This window comes from Pseudomonas acericola (SeqCode), from assembly GCF_053456465.1.
Window position 1 is genome coordinate 209,394 of record NZ_JBRFJB010000006.1, and the last position, 16,171, is coordinate 225,564.

The window sequence follows — 16,171 nt, forward strand, 5'->3', positions numbered from 1 at the left end:
TCTTACCCCGCACTTAGGAAGCATTATCATTTGTAGTCCGGGGAGGATGTATGCCGTATTCACAGGTCAAGGGGTTCAACTACTTACCGCTGGCGGTCGCGTTGATGGCGGCCGGCTTGCCACTGTCCTACGTCCAGGCGGCCACGCCGACGACAAACGCGGCGAGCAGCCAACGTTTGAATTTCAATATCGCCGCGCAAGCGCTCACCGACGCGCTGGACCAGTTCGCCCAGCAAAGCGGCTACCAAGTGCTGTACGACGCGGCCCAAGCCAATGGCCTGCGTTCCGCTGAACTGCACGGCGACCATACGCCGCAGCAAGCGCTGGCCATCCTCACCGGCGGCACCCACGCCCGCTACAGCCAGCCGAACGCCAGCAGTTTTGTAATCGATATCCCGGCCAGTGCGAGCGACACCCTGCAATTGGCGCCGGTGAGCATTTCCGGCAAGGCGCCCGGCTCCACCACCGAAGGTACCGGTTCCTACACCACGCAGTCGTCCAGCAGCTCCAACCGCCTGAACATCGCGCTCAAGGAAACACCGCAGTCCGTTACGGTGATTACCCAACAGCGCATCGCCGACCAGAAACTGTCGAACCTGACGGACGCCATGGAGGCCACTTCCGGCATCACCGTCGTGCGTGAGGGCCAGGGCGCAGACTCCGACGCCTATTACTCGCGCGGTTTCGCCATCAGCAACTTTGAGATCGACGGCGTGCCGACCTCGTCGCGCATGGACAACTACACCCAGAACACCGCCATGTACGACCGCGTCGAAGTGGTGCGCGGTGCCACCGGCCTGATCAGCGGCATGGGCCAACCGTCCGCCACCATCAACCTGATCCGCAAGCGCCCCACCGCCACGCCCCAGGCCAGCATCAGCGGCGAAGCCGGCAGTTGGGACCGCTACGGCACGTCGGTGGACGTCTCCGGGCCGCTCACCGACGCCGGCAACATCCGTGGCCGCATGGTGCTGGACTACAAGAACCAACACTCCTGGGTCGACCGTTACAAGCAGGACACCAACCTCGTCTACGGCATCAGCGAATTCGACCTCAGCGACAGCACCCTGCTGACCGTCGGCTTCAGCTACCAGACCGTGCACACCAACGCGCCGCCGCGTAGCGGTTTCCCACTGTTCGACAGCGCTGGCGGGCGTACGGATTTCAAGCGTTCCTACAACACCGCCACCGATTGGTCGTTCTACGATCACGCCCAGACCAGCTACTTCGCGTCCCTGGAGCAGCAGTTCGATAACGGTTGGAGCGCCAAGCTCGACTTCACCCGCACCGAGAACAAATACGATTCGGCCATCGACTTTCTCTCCGGCAACCCCGACCCGGTCACCGGCCTGGGTGGCGTGGTGATTCCCAACAAATTCCAGGGCAACCCCAAGCAGAACGCGATTGACGCCTATGTCACCGGCCCGTTCGAATTCCTCGGGCGCGAGCATGAATTGATCGCCGGGATGCAGCTGTCGCAAATCCGCAATACCAACGCGCCGGACTACGGCGGCTGGATGCGCGCCTGGACGGGCTACGACGGCGCCATCGGGCCGATCTACGACTGGGATGGCAGCGCGCCCAAACCCGACTTCGAAAAAAAGGGCAAAGAGGACTTCAAGGAAAACCAATACTCGGCCTACCTCACCTCGCGCTGGCACCTCAATGACGCCACCAGCCTGATCCTCGGCGGGCGCCTGATCAACTGGAAGCAGACTGACGACGTTACCTACACCGCCGCAGGCTACGACGACATCCACCTCGACCGCGAAGAAAACGGCGTATTCATCCCCTATGGCGGCCTGGTCTACGACCTCAGCGACCGCTGGTCGGTGTACGGCAGCTACACCAAGATCTTCAGCCCGCAAAGCGACCAGACCGTCAGCGGCTCCTACCTGGCGCCGCTGGAAGGCACCGGCTATGAGTTGGGCATCAAAGGCAGCTTCAATGACGACACGCTGAACACCAGCCTGGCGTTGTTCCGCCTGGAGCAGGACAACCTCTCACAGCCCGACGGCAACAAGCTGACGCCCACACTGTTCCAGGCCTACAAAGCCGTGCAAGGCACCACCACCCAGGGCGTGGAGCTGGAACTCAACGGCGAACTGGCCCCGGGCTGGAACGCCGCCGGCGGCTACACCTACAGCGTCAGCACCGACGCCGATGACCAACGCATCGCCACGCAAATCCCCCGCCACAGCATGAAACTGTTCACCACCTACCGCCTGTCCGGCCCGCTGGACAAACTGACCGTCGGCGGCGGCTTCAACTGGCAGAGCAAAACCGGCTTCGACCTGAGCTACTACACCCAGGAAAGCTACGCCGTGGCCAACCTGATGGCCCGTTACGAAATCACGCCAAACCTGTCGGCATCGGTGAACCTCAACAACGTGTTCGACAAGGAGTACTTCACCACCACCAGCGCCGGGGTTTATGGGGCGCCGCGGAATGTGATGACGGGGTTCAAGTACGATTTCTGACATGGGCCTGAAAGAGTCGTGAGCCGAATAGAGGAATTATTCGGCTCATTTTGTGAGCCGAATAACCCTTTTATTCGGCTCACGCTCCAGCCCTGGCTCCCCGCTCATTTGCCCCAAATCCCCATGTCTGCTAGTGTCGCGCCGGTTTACCGTCTACCGGAATAGCCGCCATGGCCCGCAAAAAAGTTGCACTCGATTTCGAACAATCCCTCGCCGACCTGCAAACCCTGGTCGAGCGTCTGGAGAACGGCGAGTTGTCGCTGGAAGACTCGTTGACAGCGTTTGAGCAAGGCATCGGCCTGACCCGCGACTGCCAGAGCGCCCTGGCGCAGGCAGAGCAGAAGGTGCAGGTGCTGCTGGAGCGTGATGGGGAGTTGGCCGAAGAACCTTTCGATGCGGAACAGCCGGAATGATCGACGCGTATCAGGCCAGTAGCCAAGCCCGGGTCAATGCGGCGCTGGAGCCCTTGTTTGTTGCGCCAAGCCCCGAACTCAAGCGTCTTTACGAAGCCATGCGCTACAGCGTGATGAATGGCGGCAAGCGTGTGCGCCCGTTGCTGGCGTATGCCGCGTGCGAAGCTCTCGGCGCGCCAGCCGAAGAAGCCAACGGCGCAGCCTGTGCTGTTGAGCTGATCCACGCCTATTCCCTGGTACATGACGATTTGCCGGCCATGGACGATGACGATCTGCGTCGCGGCCAGCCGACCACCCACAAAGCCTTTGACGAAGCCTGTGCGATTCTCGCCGGCGACGGCCTGCAAAGCCTGGCGTTCAGCGCCCTGCTGGACCCGACGCTGAGCAGCGCCAACACCGAAATCCGCTTGCGCATGGTCACCGCCCTGGCCGTCGCCGCTGGCCCCGCCGGGATGGTCGGCGGTCAAGCCATCGACCTCGGTTCGGTGGGCCAGAAGCTGGATCAACAGGCCCTGGAATACATGCACCGCCACAAGACCGGTGCGCTGATCGAGGCCGCCGTGCACCTCGGCGCCCTGGCCAGTGGCCGCGCTGAAGCCGAACAACTGGCGGCGTTGAAGACCTATTCCCGCGCCATCGGCCTGGCGTTCCAGGTGCAGGACGACATCCTCGACGTCGAAAGTGACACCGCCACCCTGGGCAAACGCCAGGGCGCCGACATCGCACGGGACAAGCCGACTTATCCTGCACTGCTTGGGCTTGAAGCCGCCAAGGCTTATGCCCTGGAACTGCGCGACCAGGCCCTGGCCGCCCTGCGACCTTTCGACGCGGCAGCCGAGCCGCTGCGCGACCTGGCGCGGTATATCGTCGAACGCCGGCACTGATCAGGGCGGCCTTTGCGGCCGCATATCGGCCAAGTTCGGCGCTCTGCGTGGGCAGTTTGCGATGCTTGAGGTAAACTGCCGCCTCTTCTTATACCTATAACGATTCGCCTGATGCCCACGACGTTTCAAGAGATTCCCCGCAAGCGCCCGTCCACGCCCCTGCTCGACCGTGCTGCCACGCCGGCCGGCCTGCGTCGTCTGGGTGAAGCCGAGCTGGAAACCCTGGCCGATGAGTTGCGCCTGGAATTGCTCTACACGGTCGGCCAGACCGGTGGGCATTTCGGTGCCGGCCTGGGCGTCATCGAGCTGACTATCGCCCTGCATTACGTGTTCGACACCCCGGACGACCGGCTGGTGTGGGACGTGGGCCATCAGGCGTATCCGCATAAAATCCTCACCGGCCGCCGCGAGCAGATGGGCAGCCTGCGCCAGAAGGACGGCATTGCCGCCTTCCCGCGTCGCTCCGAGAGCGAGTACGACACCTTTGGCGTCGGCCACTCCAGCACCTCCATCAGCGCCGCGCTGGGCATGGCCATTGCCGCCCGCCTGCAAGGCAGCGATCGCAAGGCGATTGCGGTGATCGGTGATGGCGCGCTAACTGCCGGCATGGCCTTCGAAGCGCTGAACCATGCGCCGGAAGTGGACGCCAACATGTTGGTGATCCTCAACGACAACGACATGTCGATCTCGCGCAACGTCGGTGGTTTGTCCAATTATCTGGCCAAGATCCTCTCCAGCCGCACCTACGCCAGCATGCGCGAAGGCAGCAAGAAGGTGCTCTCGCGTCTGCCCGGCGCGTGGGAAATTGCCCGGCGTACCGAAGAATATGCCAAGGGCATGCTGGTACCCGGCACCCTGTTCGAAGAGTTGGGTTGGAACTACATCGGCCCGATCGACGGCCACGACATGCCCACCCTGATCGCCACGCTGCGCAACATGCGTGACCTCAAGGGCCCGCAGTTCCTGCACATCGTCACCAAGAAAGGCAAAGGCTTCGCCCCGGCGGAAGTCGACCCGATCGGCTACCACGCCATCACCAAGCTGGAACCCGTGGACGCCCCCGCCGCCGCGCCGAAAAAGGCCAGCTGGCCGAAGTACTCCGGTGTGTTCGGCGAATGGCTGTGCGACATGGCCGCCGCCGACCCGCGCCTGGTGGGCATTACCCCGGCGATGAAGGAAGGCTCCGACCTGGTGGCGTTCAGCGAGCGTTTCCCGCTGCGTTACTTCGACGTGGCGATTGCCGAACAGCACGCCGTCACGTTCGCGGCCGGCATGGCCTGTGAAGGCGCCAAGCCGGTGGTAGCGATCTATTCCACCTTCCTGCAACGCGGCTACGACCAGTTGGTGCATGACGTCGCGGTGCAGAACCTCGACGTCCTGTTCGCCATCGACCGCGCCGGCCTGGTGGGCGAAGACGGCCCGACTCACGCCGGCAGCTTCGATTTGTCCTACCTGCGTTGCATCCCCGGCATGCTGGTCATGACGCCGAGCGACGAAAACGAACTGCGCAAGATGCTCAGCACCGGCCACCTGTACAACGGCCCGGCCGCCGTGCGCTACCCACGCGGCAACGGCCCGAACGCGGTGATCGAGAAGGACCTGGCGCCTATCGAGATCGGCAAGGGCATCGTGCGCCGCCAAGGCAGCAAGACTGCATTCCTGGTGTTTGGCGTGCAACTGGCCGAAGCCTTGAAAGTCGCCGAGAAGCTCGACGCCACCGTGGTCGATATGCGCTTCGTGAAACCGCTGGATGAAGCCCTCGTACGCGACATCGCCGCCAGCCATGAACTGCTGGTGACGGTCGAAGAAAACGCCATCATGGGTGGTGCCGGCGCGGCAGTCAGCGAGTTCCTGGCGCGGGAGAATATCCTCAAGTCGGTACTGCACCTGGGCTTGCCGGATGTGTACGTCGAACACGCCAAGCCGGCGCAAATGCTGGCGGAGTGCGGGTTGGATGAAGCAGGGATTGAGGCGTCGGTACGCGAGCGCATCGCGCTGCTGGGCCTGTAACCCAATCCCCGATCGAAACCGGATCAGAATGTGGGAGCGGGCTTGCTCGCGAATGCGGTGGATCAGCCAGCTTATTTGTAGCTGACCCACCGCCTTCGCGAGCAAGCCCGCTCCCACATGTGTTTTGTGTCGCCTTCAAATGCTATGGACAGACCATGAAACGCCTGCACCTCGCCCTGCTGCTTCTACCTGCCCCCGAACTGCTCGCCGACACCCTCGACCAGGCCCTCAGCCTGCCCGACGTGGTCATCAGCGCCAACCGCCAGGTCCAGGCGCGCAACGACAGCAGCGCCGCCAACACGGTATTCACCCGCGACGATATCGACCGCCTGCAGCCCACGAGCGTGACCGATCTGCTCAGCCGTGTACCCGGCGTGCAAATCGCCCCCACCGGCGGGCGTGGCAGTTTGCCGGGGGTTTATATTCGCGGCACAAAATCCGCCCAGAGCCTGGTGCTGGTGGACGGCCAGCGCATCGCCAACACCACCTCCGGCGACAGCGGCCTGCAATACCTGAATGTCGATCAGATCGAACGGGTGGAAGTGCTGCGCGGCTCACGCTCGGTGATCTACGGCAGCGACGCGATTGGCGGGGTGATCCAGGTCTTCACCCGGCGCAATGCCGAGCAAGGTCTACAGCCGCGCTTGAAACTGGGTTTTGGCAGCAACAAGACCTGGGAGCGCAGCCTCGGGCTGTCCGGGGGTGATGAACGCACGCGCTTCAACCTGGGCGCGAGTCTGGATGAAACGGCGGGCATCAACTCGACACATGCGTCATTCCCCAGCGATGGCGACCATGATGCCTATCGCAACCAGTCCATCAGTTTGAACCTCAGTCACGCCTTCAGCGATGAGTTGGCGGCGGGCTTCAACCTGCTGGATAGCCGTGGCAAGTCCGAATACGACAACAGCTTTGGCCGCTATGACTTCGCCAGCGGGCAAAGCGTTGGGCAAAAACCCTACACCGACTACACCGTGAGCAGCGCCAGCGGCTATGTCGATGCGCGCCTCAGTGAGCGCTGGCAATCGCGCCTGGAACTGGGCCACAGCGAGAACCGCGACACCAAGCGCGATACCCTCAGCGATGAGTTCAGCGTGTTCAACACCTACCGCGACTCGATCAACTGGCAGAACGACCTGACCCTGAACGAGCAGAACAGCCTGATACTCGGTGCAGACTGGTACGAAGACCGTTTCCATGGCTCCACCACTTTTACCGAAAACAGCCGCTGGAATCGCGCCGCGTTTGTGCAGCATCGCTTCCACGGCGCGTGGTTCTCGACGGAGTTGGGCCTGCGTCGCGACCAGAACCAACAGTTCGGCGCCCAGAACAGCTGGAGTGGCACCCTCACCTTGCCGCTCAACCCCGATAACGACCTTCTGCTGAGCTACAGCGAGGGCTTTCGCGCGCCCACTTTCAACGACCTGTATTACCCGGACACGAAGTACAGCAACCCCAACCTTCGGCCCGAAACCTCAAAGAGCTATGAGCTGCAATGGCGTAGCCAATTGAGCGACAGCACGCGCCTGGAGGCCTCGCTGTACCGCACCGACCTGCGCGATGCGATCATCCTCGACAGCGCCAGCAAGCCGCAAAACGTCGCGTCGGCACGCATCAATGGCTTTGAGGCCGCGCTCAAGCAAGAGCTGTTTGGCTGGCAAGGCAACCTGGGGCTATCGCTTATCGACCCGCGTGACCGCGACAGCGGCCACACCCTGGCCCGCCGCGCGCGTCGTACGTTGAGCCTGGACCTGGACCGACAGTTCGACCGCCTGGGCGTAGGCGCCAGCTGGCAGGCGATCAGCAGCAGCTATGACGCGCAGGACAACACACAGCGCTTGGACGGCTATGCATTGCTCGGGTTACGCAGCAGTTGGGCGTTGAATCGGGAAGTGGCGCTGTCGCTGAAGGTCGATAACCTGTTGGACAAGTCGTTTGCGCGGGCGATGTATAGCTATGACGATGTGGACTTCAAGAACAATCAGGCTTATCGGGAAGAAGGTCGGGTGTGGATGGTTGGGGTGACCTGGACACCTGAGATCTGAGTTGGCTGTTCCGGCGCCATCGCAGGCAAGCCAGCTCCCACAGTTGACCGAGTTGTTTGAACGGTACTCGGTCAACTGTGGGAGCTGGCTTGCCTGCGATAGCGGTCTCACAGGTTTGGCGATATCACCTGGCACAACCGCGCCACCGCCTCCACCATCTGCCCACTGGGCCGCTCCAGCCCTTTATCCGGCACCAACCGCACTCGTGCAGCCATGTTTGGCCAGACACGCCAGTCATCCTTCTGCCCTTGATCCCCCACCAGGATCACCTCGGGATCACGCTGCAGCACCGACTCGATACTCACCTGCGGCGCAGGCAACGCGAGGTCATCGAACACATTGCGAGCGCCGCACACACTCAGCGCATCGCTGATGATCTGCCCGCCGCCCACGGTGTACAGCGGCTGGTTCCACACTTGATAAAACACCCGCAGCGGCTCATCCCGATGGTAGCGCTGGCGCAGTTCGCCCAGGCGCTGGCGCAACTGCGTGGCCAACTGGTGACCGGCATCCGCACGGCCCAACTGCTCCGCGATGGCCTGGACCTGGCTGGCGAGTTGTTCAAGGTTGTGGGGGTCGGCGACGTAGACCGGGATATTCAAGCGTTGCAACTGCTCACGCTGAGCCGGGCCGACGCTGCCGGGCCAGAGCAGGATCAGGTCGGGCTTGAGGCTGAGCAGGCGCTCGATGTTCAACTGGCCGTACTGCCCGACCGACGGCACCGTCGCCAACGCTGCGGGGCGTTCGCCACCATCGAGCACGCCCACCAGCAGGTCGGCGGCGCCCAGTTCAACCACGATTTCAGAGAGGGATGGCGCCAGGCTGACCACGCGTTCGGCCGCCAGCGCCTGGATGCTGCCGGCCAGCAACAGGAGCGCCAGCAGGTGACGCCTCATCCCAGTTGGCGGGGAATGCGATAGAGGTAGAACAGCACCAGGGTCGATAGCGCCAATAGAAACAACGGCACCGCTTCCAGGCCGACAAACACCGCCAGCGCGCCGATCCAGGCGGGCACGGCGGCAATCAGCAATGCGGTGCGCCGACGGGCCGCCAGGGTGATCCAGGCAGCCGGTTCTTCGGGGGTGTCGAGGGCTTTCGAGGTGGCGATCAGCGCGTGTTTATAGCCATGGAAATAGCGCAGGCTCAGAAACATCGAAGCCACGCCGGCGATGAAAAACGGCATGGCCAGCACGGGCAGCAGGGATTCGGCTTGGCCGAACACCAGGTTGATCACAAACAAGGGCAGCAGCGCCAGGGCCAGGTACTGCCACCAGTTGAAGGACAGTCGCCGTTTCACCTGGCCACGGGTCACGCGCGGTCAACCTCGCCCTGATGCTCGTTGCCCATCATGTGGTCGAGCTTGCTGGCCTTGGTGGCCAGGTAGAGTTTGTTGTGCGGGTTGTGCCCGGTGTGCAGCGGCACGCGCTCGGCGACGGTGATGCCCATCTCGGTCAAGGCTTTGACCTTGCGCGGGTTGTTGGTCATCAGGCGCAGGGATTTGACCCCCAGGTGTTCGAGCATCGGCAGGCAGATCGCGTAGTCGCGCTGGTCGGCGGCAAAGCCCAAGCGCTCGTTGGCCTCGACGGTATCGGCGCCGCCATCTTGCAGCTCGTAGGCGCGGATCTTGTTCATCAGGCCAATGCCACGGCCTTCCTGACGCAAGTACAGCAGCACGCCACGGCCTTCACGGGCGATGGCGCGCATCGCAGCTTCGAGCTGCGAGCCGCAGTCGCAACGCTGGCTGAACAGTGCGTCACCGGTCAGGCACTCGGAATGCACGCGGCCCAGCACCGGTGCGCCATCAGCAATATCGCCAAGGCTGAGCACGACGTGCTCGCGCCCGGTGGCTTCTTCGAGAAAGCCGTTCATGGTGAACGTGGCAAAAGGGGTAGGCAGCTTGGAAGCGGCGACGAAAACGACGGGCACCGTGTGCTCCTGATTTCAGTTTTTACAAAGGAGGCCATTGTAACAGCACGTTCCTACAGACGCTTAAGCTGAATTATCGCTGATAAAGATCAATAGGTTCGATTGGCCTTCATCCTGGTTCTATGCAGGTCAGAACGGATACGGCTGGTTCCAGCGCGCGAAGATCGCCTTCAGTTCGCCGCTTTTCACCAAGTTTGCGACGCGCTGGTCATACACGGCCATCAACGCTCGCCCGCGTTCGTTATCGGCAAAGCCGATATACAGCGGCAGCTCGGCGATATGGGTGAGCTGGAACTTCGAAGGATCGCTGGACTGGCTGAGGACGTACTTCGCCTCGGTCAGCGCATCAATATAGAAGTCGGCCCGACCGTGTTGCAGCATCGGCAGGATGCCATCGCGGCGCTCGATCTGGTTGAAGCGGTGCACGTTGGGCAAGTACTCCTCGTATTTGTAGCCACGCACCCAAGCCAGGCGGTAATTGCCCAGTGTGGCCACGGTTGGCGCCGGCGTGCCGGCCAGGCCGAGGGCGTAGATGTGATCGGAGTCGAAATTCCAGTGGGGGTAGAGCACGCCGGTGGCTTCGTCCCGGTAGGAGCCGACCCAGCCATCCACCTCGCCGCGCTGGGCCAGGCCGACCGAGCGGGTATACGGCACGGTGCGGGTTTGCAGCTTGATCCCGGCCGGCTCGAACACTTCGCGCAATACGTCCCACGCCAGGCCGCTGCCATCGGCGTTGGTGTAGTCGTCCCAGGCTTCACTGGCCAGCACGACTTTGCCGGGAGCCTCATCGGCGTAGGCCAAAGGCATGAAAGCGCACAGCACGATCAACAGCCAGTGGCGCACATCCATGGTGACAAGCTCCTACTCCGTAAAGACCCAGTAGAGATTAGCGCAGGTCGCCGACTTACGGCGCTTCGCGAAAGTGCTGATAGCCACGCACGGCCGGGGTGATGTCCTGGCCGTTGGCGTCCAGCAGCGTCACGCCCTGCCCCGCCTCGACCCGGCCGATCACGTGGATCGGCCAACCGTTCGCCAGCAGCGGCGCCAGTTCGCCAGGCGGCAGGGTGAACGCCAGCACGTAGTCGTCGCCCCCGCTCAAGGCCGCCACGCGCGCGTCGTCGTCACCGACAAACGCCAGCAGTGCCTGGGACAACGGCAACCGCTGGCGTTCGATCAACAGGCTGACAGCCGATGCCTTGGCGATATGCCCGCAATCGGCCAGCAACCCGTCGGAGATATCCATTGCCGAGGTCGCCTTGCCCCGCAACGCCAGCCCCAAGGCCAGCTGCGGTTGCGGCGACCAATAGTGCGCCAGCAACGGCTCGGCAATCGCCGCCTCGGCGCTGCGCTGGCCCAACACCAGTGGCAAGGCGCCAGCGGCATTGCCCAACTCGCCGCCCACACACAACAGGTCGCCCTGCTGCGCCCCGCTGCGGGTCAACGCTTGCCCGGCGGGCACCCGGCCAAGCACGGTCAGGGTCAGGCTCAGCGGGCCGCGCGTGGTGTCACCGCCGACCAGACGCACGCCGCAGCTTTGCGCCATGGTGTTCAAACCCTGGGCATAGCGTTGCAGCCAATCGGCATCGACCGTCGGGGTGGTGAGGGCAAGGGTGAATGCAAGGGGGTGGGCGCCCATGGCGGCCAGGTCGCTCACGGCCACGGCCAGCGAGCGCTGGCCGAGCAGGAACGGGTCGCAGGGGTCGGAAAAATGCACCCCGGCCACCAAAGTATCGGTGGAGATTGCCAGCTGCTCCCCGGCGGGGAGCGCCAGCAAGGCGCAGTCGTCGCCGATCCCCAGGGCAATGCCTTCGCCGCCCTGCGCACAAGGCGCGGCGGCGAAGTATTTGCGGATCAGCTCAAACTCGCCCATTGCGAACTCAAGCGCAGGTTAGCGCTTGTACGCCTTCACTTCGGCTTCACGCAGGCGCGGGGCCAGCTTGTCGAGCACGCCGTTGACGAACTTGTGACCGTCGGTCGAACCGTAGACTTTCGCCAGTTCGATACCTTCGTTGATCACGACGCGGTACGGCACGTCAACGCGATAGAGCAGTTCCCAGGCAGACAGGCGCATCACGCACAGTTCAACCGGGTCCAGCTCTTCGATGGTCAGGTCCAGGCAAGGTGCCAGGGCCGTGTCGATCTCGGTCAGGTGCGCATGCACACCGTGCAGGATGTCGTGGAAGTACGGCAGGTCGGCGAAGGTAAAATCGTTGTCGACGCGAAACTGCGCTTCGATTTCGTTCAGCGAAGTACCGGCCAGGTGGCGCTGATACAGGGCCTGGGTCGCCAACTGACGAGCAGCGCGACGCTTCTCGTTCTTGGACGGCTTACCGGCATCGGCTGGACGTGGCTCGCGCGGGTTGAAGTTGTCGCTCTCGTCGGAAATCACTTGGCCTCCAACTGCGACAGCAGGCTGACCATTTCCAGGGCGGACAGGGCAGCTTCAGCGCCTTTGTTGCCGGCCTTGGTGCCGGAACGCTCGATGGCTTGCTCGATGGAATCCACGGTCAGCACGCCGAACGCGACCGGCACGCCGAACTCCATGGACACCTGGGCCAGGCCCTTGGTGCATTCGCCAGCCACGTATTCGAAGTGCGGAGTACCGCCACGAATGACCGCGCCCAGGGCGATGATCGCCGCGTATTCACCCTGCTGCGCAACTTTTTGCGCAACCAGTGGGATTTCGAAGGCGCCAGGCGCACGGATGATAGTGATGTCGCTCTCGCTCACACCGTGGCGAACCAGGGCGTCCACGGCACCGCTTACCAGGCTTTCAACCACGAAGCTGTTGAAGCGGCCAACTACCAGGGCGTAGCGGCCTTTGGGGGCGATGAAGGTACCTTCGATGGTCTTCAGGGTCATTCGACAAATCTCTTAAAGAGCCGGGACGCACAAACGGCGTCCCTTAGTGATGATTTAACCGCGAACAAGGGGCAAGAATCGCCGGCCTTTATTCGGAGGGCACGTATTCTACAACTTCCAGGTCGAAACCGGATATGGCATTAAATTTCATCGGTGCACTCATCAGGCGCATTTTGCGCACACCGAGGTCACGCAGGATCTGCGAGCCGGCACCGACAATGCTGTAGGTGGTCGGTTTTTTCACCGGCGCGTGGTCGGCGGTTTCGCGGATATGCGCCAGCAACACATCGCCATCCAGCGGGTGGCCGAGTAGCAGCACCACGCCACTGCCTGCTTCGGAAACCGCAGCCATGGCGGCGCGCAGGCTCCAGCGGCCCGGTTGCTTGACCATCAGCAGGTCGCGCAGCGGGTCCATGTTGTGCACCCGCACCAGGGTCGGCTCTTCGGCGCAAATGGTGCCCAGGGTCAGGGCCATGTGCACGTCGCCTTCCACTGAATCACGGTAGGTCACCAAATTGAATTGGCCCAGTTCGCTGTCCAGTGGCTGCTCGGCAATCCGCTGAACGGTACGTTCGTGGATCATCCGGTAGTGGATCAGGTCGGCAATGGTGCCGATCTTGAGGTTGTGTTCGGCGGCAAAGGTTTCCAGTTCCGGGCGACGGGCCATGGTGCCGTCGTCGTTCATCACTTCGCAGATCACCCCGCTTGGCTCGAAACCGGCCATGCGCGCCAGGTCGCAGGCGGCTTCGGTGTGGCCGGCGCGGGCCAGGGTGCCGCCGGGCTGGGCCATTAGCGGGAAGATGTGGCCGGGGCTGACGATGTCTTCAGCCTTGGCGTCCTTCGCGGAAGCGGCTTGCACGGTGCGCGCGCGGTCAGCGGCGGAGATACCGGTGGTAACACCCGTCGTGGCTTCGATGGACACGGTGAACTTGGTGCCAAACCCTGAACCATTGCGCGGCGCCATCAACGGCAGCTTGAGCAGTTCGCAGCGCTCGCGGCTCATGGGCATGCAGATCAACCCACGGGCGTGCTTGGCCATGAAGTTGATGTGCTCAGCCTGGCACGCCTCGGCGGCCATGATGATGTCGCCTTCGTTCTCGCGGTCTTCGTCATCCATCAGGATGACCATCTTGCCTTGGCGGATGTCTTCAACCAGTTCTTCGATGCTATTGAGCGCCACGCGGCACCCCCTTGGTCAGGATTTCAGGTAGCCGTTAGCGGCCAGAAAACTTTCGGTGATGTTACTTCCGGTTGGCTCTGCGGCCTTATCGCCCAACAGCAGGCGCTCCAGGTAACGGGCAAGCAAGTCCACTTCCAGGTTCACCCGGCGACCTGGCTGGTAAGACGCCATGATGGTTTCGCTGAGGGTGTGGGGAATGATGGTCAGTTCGAATTCGGCGCCGTTCACGGCGTTCACGGTCAGGCTGGTGCCATCGACGGTGATCGAGCCTTTGTGGGCGATGTACTTGGCCAACTCTTTGGGCGCGCGAATGCGGAATTCCACGGCACGCGCGTTTTCGCTGCGCGCGACCACTTCGCCGACGCCATCCACGTGGCCGCTGACCAGGTGGCCGCCCAGGCGGGTGGTCGGGGTCAGGGCTTTTTCCAGGTTCACCGGGCTGCCGGCCTTGAGGTCGTTCATCGCGGTGCAGTCCAGGGTTTCCCGGCTGACATCGGCGGCAAAACCGTTGCCTGGCAACTCGATGACGGTCAGGCACACGCCGTTGATGGCGATGCTGTCGCCCAATTTGACGTCGCCGAGGTCCAGCTTGCCGGTTTCAACCGACAGGCGTACGTCGCCGCCTTTGGGGGTCATGGCACGGATACTGCCGATGGATTCGATGATGCCGGTGAACATGGCCTTCTCCTGGAAAACGGTGCGGGGCTCTTGAGCGCCCGGTCAGAATTATACGCTCGCTGGTGGCACAGGGATGGCAGTGACTCGCCAGTCATCGCCTACAGCGCGCATTTCAGTGATCTTGAGTTGGGGGGCGTCCGCCAGTTTCTCAAGCGGCCAGTCCAGCAAAGGCCGCGCGGCGGAGCCGAGAAACTTGCCGGCGATGAAAATCACGTACTCATCCACCAGGCCTTGCTGGGCAAAGGCGCCCGCCAGGCTTGGCCCGGCTTCCACCAACACTTCGTTGACACCACGGGCAGCCAGCGCCACCAGCGCCGAACGCAGGTCAACCTGGCCCTCGACGCCCGGCACCACCAGGCACTCGGGGCCACGGGGGAACTGGTTTTCCGCGGTCACGCAGGTGATGACCAATGCCGGGCCGGCCTTGAAGAACGGCGCGTTGAGCGGCACCCGCAGGCGGCCGTCGATGAGCACGCGCAACGGCGGGCGCGACATCGCGAGCGCGGTGGTTTCTGCATCCAAGCCCAGTTCGGCGGCGCGCACGGTCAGGCGCGCACCATCGGCCAGCACCGTGTCGGCACCGGTCAGCACCACGCTGGCCTCGGCGCGCAGGCGCTGCACGGCGGCGCGGGCGGCGGGGCCGGTGATCCATTGGCTCTCGCCGCTGGCCATCGCGGTGCGGCCGTCCAGGCTCATCGCCAGCTTGACCCGCACAAACGGCAGGCCGTGTTCCATGCGTTTAAGGAAACCGGGGTTCAACGCGCGCGCTTCGCTTTCCAGTACGCCGCTGCGGATTTCGATCCCGGCCTGGGCCAGACGCTGCATGCCGCGCCCCGCCACTTCCGGGTTCGGGTCCTGCATGCCAGCCACCACCCGCGCCACGCCGGCACTCACCAGCGCATCGGCGCAAGGCGGAGTGCGGCCGTGGTGGCTGCACGGTTCGAGGGTCACGTACACCGTGGCGCCACGGGCCTTGTCACCAGCGGCGCGCAGGGCGCTGGGCTCGGCGTGGGGCTCGCCGGTGCGTTCATGCCAACCTTCGCCGACAATCTGCCCATCGCGCACGATCACGCAGCCGACCCGGGGGTTGGGATGGGTGGTGTACAAGCCCCTGCGCGCCAATTCGAGGGCGCGGGCCATGTAATGGGCGTCGAGGACAGCTTGTTCGGCAGACGGTGGGGTCATTGTTTGGCAGGCTCACGGGCCAGGCGGTCGATTTCTTCGCGGAACTCATTGAGGTCCTGGAAGCGTCGATACACCGAGGCGAAACGGATATAGGCGACTTCGTCGAGCTTTTGCAGCTCGCCCATCACCAGTTCTCCAACCACCAGGCTCTTGACCTCGCGCTCGCCGGTCGCCCGCAGCTTGTGCTTGATATGCACCAGCGCGGCTTCCAGGCGCTCGACACTCACCGGGCGTTTTTCCAGGGCGCGCTGCATACCGGCGCGCAGTTTGTCTTCGTCGAAAGGCTGGCGGCTGCCGTCGGACTTGATCAGGCGCGGCAATACCAGTTCGGCAGTTTCGAAGGTGGTGAAACGCTCACCGCAGGCCAGGCATTCGCGCCGGCGACGCACTTGATCGCCCTCGGCGACCAGACGTGAGTCAATGACCTTGGTGTCGTTGGCACCGCAGAAGGGACAGTGCATGGTGGCAGGCAACAAAAAAAGGGAGGGCCATGGTAGCGCATCCCCGT

General features: G+C 63.3%; 16 protein-coding genes. 5 read left to right on the forward strand and 11 right to left on the reverse strand.

The features are described 5' to 3' along the window. Positions 1–50 precede the first annotated feature (50 nt). The 5 genes from ACU688_RS22240 to ACU688_RS22260 all read left to right on the forward strand — a co-directional run bounded on the left by ACU688_RS22240 (position 51) and on the right by ACU688_RS22260 (position 7,832). Entirely contained in the window at positions 51–2,480 is a 2,430-nt protein-coding gene (locus ACU688_RS22240) for a TonB-dependent siderophore receptor (RefSeq protein WP_448186415.1), read from the forward strand. A gap of 170 nt (positions 2,481–2,650) precedes the next feature. After that, positions 2,651–2,893, forward strand: a complete 243-nt coding sequence (locus ACU688_RS22245; protein WP_003176346.1) for an exodeoxyribonuclease VII small subunit — start codon at positions 2,651–2,653, stop codon at positions 2,891–2,893. Further along, positions 2,890–3,777 carry a (2E,6E)-farnesyl diphosphate synthase gene (gene ispA, locus ACU688_RS22250; RefSeq protein ID WP_448186416.1) on the forward strand — a complete coding sequence of 296 codons (888 nt, stop codon included), beginning with the start codon at positions 2,890–2,892 and terminating at the stop codon, positions 3,775–3,777. Before ACU688_RS22245 ends, ispA begins: the two co-directional genes overlap by 4 nt. A 111-nt stretch (positions 3,778–3,888) precedes the next feature. Then, positions 3,889–5,787, forward strand: a complete 1,899-nt coding sequence (dxs, locus tag ACU688_RS22255; RefSeq protein ID WP_448186417.1) for a 1-deoxy-D-xylulose-5-phosphate synthase — start codon at positions 3,889–3,891, stop codon at positions 5,785–5,787. A 155-nt stretch (positions 5,788–5,942) separates the two neighbouring features. After that, positions 5,943–7,832 carry a TonB-dependent receptor domain-containing protein gene (locus ACU688_RS22260; protein ID WP_448186418.1) on the forward strand — a complete coding sequence of 630 codons (1,890 nt, stop codon included), beginning with the start codon at positions 5,943–5,945 and terminating at the stop codon, positions 7,830–7,832. A 107-nt stretch (positions 7,833–7,939) separates the two neighbouring features. Here the strand turns inward: ACU688_RS22260 and ACU688_RS22265 are convergent, their stop codons facing one another. The 11 genes from ACU688_RS22265 to nrdR all read right to left on the reverse strand — a co-directional run bounded on the left by ACU688_RS22265 (position 7,940) and on the right by nrdR (position 16,124). Beyond that, positions 7,940–8,728 (reverse strand): cobalamin-binding protein, encoded by a 789-nt coding sequence (locus tag ACU688_RS22265; RefSeq protein ID WP_448186419.1) that lies wholly within the window; start codon positions 8,726–8,728, stop codon positions 7,940–7,942. Further along, positions 8,725–9,144, reverse strand: a complete 420-nt coding sequence (locus ACU688_RS22270) for a nuclear FMR1 interacting 1 family protein (RefSeq protein ID WP_017736633.1) — start codon at positions 9,142–9,144, stop codon at positions 8,725–8,727. Before ACU688_RS22270 ends, ACU688_RS22265 begins: the two co-directional genes overlap by 4 nt. Continuing rightward, the gene (ribA, locus tag ACU688_RS22275; RefSeq protein WP_016978544.1) at positions 9,141–9,758 is read right to left on the reverse strand and encodes a GTP cyclohydrolase II; all 618 of its coding nucleotides are present in this window, start codon (positions 9,756–9,758) and stop codon (positions 9,141–9,143) included. Before ribA ends, ACU688_RS22270 begins: the two co-directional genes overlap by 4 nt. Positions 9,759–9,887: 129 nt before the next feature. Beyond that, the gene (locus ACU688_RS22280; RefSeq protein WP_448186420.1) at positions 9,888–10,607 is read right to left on the reverse strand and encodes a substrate-binding periplasmic protein; all 720 of its coding nucleotides are present in this window, start codon (positions 10,605–10,607) and stop codon (positions 9,888–9,890) included. A 55-nt stretch (positions 10,608–10,662) separates the two neighbouring features. Next, a complete protein-coding gene (thiL, locus tag ACU688_RS22285; protein WP_448186421.1) occupies positions 10,663–11,628 on the reverse strand; it encodes a thiamine-phosphate kinase in 966 nt (321 codons plus the stop codon). Positions 11,629–11,646: 18 nt separating this feature from the next. After that, a complete protein-coding gene (gene nusB, locus ACU688_RS22290) occupies positions 11,647–12,147 on the reverse strand; it encodes a transcription antitermination factor NusB (protein WP_017736636.1) in 501 nt (166 codons plus the stop codon). Then, entirely contained in the window at positions 12,144–12,620 is a 477-nt protein-coding gene (ribH, locus tag ACU688_RS22295) for a 6,7-dimethyl-8-ribityllumazine synthase (RefSeq protein ID WP_003176356.1), read from the reverse strand. The genes nusB and ribH overlap by 4 nt, the downstream gene beginning before the upstream one ends. Positions 12,621–12,708: 88 nt before the next feature. Then, positions 12,709–13,800, reverse strand: a complete 1,092-nt coding sequence (gene ribBA, locus ACU688_RS22300; RefSeq protein WP_017736637.1) for a bifunctional 3,4-dihydroxy-2-butanone-4-phosphate synthase/GTP cyclohydrolase II — start codon at positions 13,798–13,800, stop codon at positions 12,709–12,711. 15 nt (positions 13,801–13,815) lie between these two features. After that, positions 13,816–14,478, reverse strand: a complete 663-nt coding sequence (locus ACU688_RS22305; RefSeq protein ID WP_017736638.1) for a riboflavin synthase — start codon at positions 14,476–14,478, stop codon at positions 13,816–13,818. A 48-nt stretch (positions 14,479–14,526) separates the two neighbouring features. After that, positions 14,527–15,663: a bifunctional diaminohydroxyphosphoribosylaminopyrimidine deaminase/5-amino-6-(5-phosphoribosylamino)uracil reductase RibD gene (gene ribD, locus ACU688_RS22310; RefSeq protein ID WP_448186422.1), complete on the reverse strand. Its 1,137-nt coding sequence runs from the start codon at positions 15,661–15,663 to the stop codon at positions 14,527–14,529. Next, complete coding sequence (nrdR, locus tag ACU688_RS22315; RefSeq protein WP_017736640.1) at positions 15,660–16,124, reverse strand: transcriptional regulator NrdR; 465 nt, start codon at positions 16,122–16,124, stop codon at positions 15,660–15,662. The genes ribD and nrdR overlap by 4 nt, the downstream gene beginning before the upstream one ends. Positions 16,125–16,171: the final 47 nt, after the last annotated feature.

Coding starts and splice junctions, on each gene's coding strand:
- ACU688_RS22240 (WP_448186415.1), top strand. CDS start 51: ATGCCGTATTCACAGGTCAAGGGGTTCAACTACTTACCGCTGGCGGTC.
- ACU688_RS22245 (WP_003176346.1), top strand. CDS start 2,651: ATGGCCCGCAAAAAAGTTGCACTCGATTTCGAACAATCCCTCGCCGAC.
- ispA (WP_448186416.1), top strand. CDS start 2,890: ATGATCGACGCGTATCAGGCCAGTAGCCAAGCCCGGGTCAATGCGGCG.
- dxs (WP_448186417.1), top strand. CDS start 3,889: ATGCCCACGACGTTTCAAGAGATTCCCCGCAAGCGCCCGTCCACGCCC.
- ACU688_RS22260 (WP_448186418.1), top strand. CDS start 5,943: ATGAAACGCCTGCACCTCGCCCTGCTGCTTCTACCTGCCCCCGAACTG.
- ACU688_RS22265 (WP_448186419.1), bottom strand. CDS start 8,728: ATGAGGCGTCACCTGCTGGCGCTCCTGTTGCTGGCCGGCAGCATCCAG.
- ACU688_RS22280 (WP_448186420.1), bottom strand. CDS start 10,607: ATGGATGTGCGCCACTGGCTGTTGATCGTGCTGTGCGCTTTCATGCCT.
- thiL (WP_448186421.1), bottom strand. CDS start 11,628: ATGGGCGAGTTTGAGCTGATCCGCAAATACTTCGCCGCCGCGCCTTGT.
- ribH (WP_003176356.1), bottom strand. CDS start 12,620: ATGACCCTGAAGACCATCGAAGGTACCTTCATCGCCCCCAAAGGCCGC.
- ACU688_RS22305 (WP_017736638.1), bottom strand. CDS start 14,478: ATGTTCACCGGCATCATCGAATCCATCGGCAGTATCCGTGCCATGACC.
- ribD (WP_448186422.1), bottom strand. CDS start 15,663: ATGACCCCACCGTCTGCCGAACAAGCTGTCCTCGACGCCCATTACATG.
- nrdR (WP_017736640.1), bottom strand. CDS start 16,124: ATGCACTGTCCCTTCTGCGGTGCCAACGACACCAAGGTCATTGACTCA.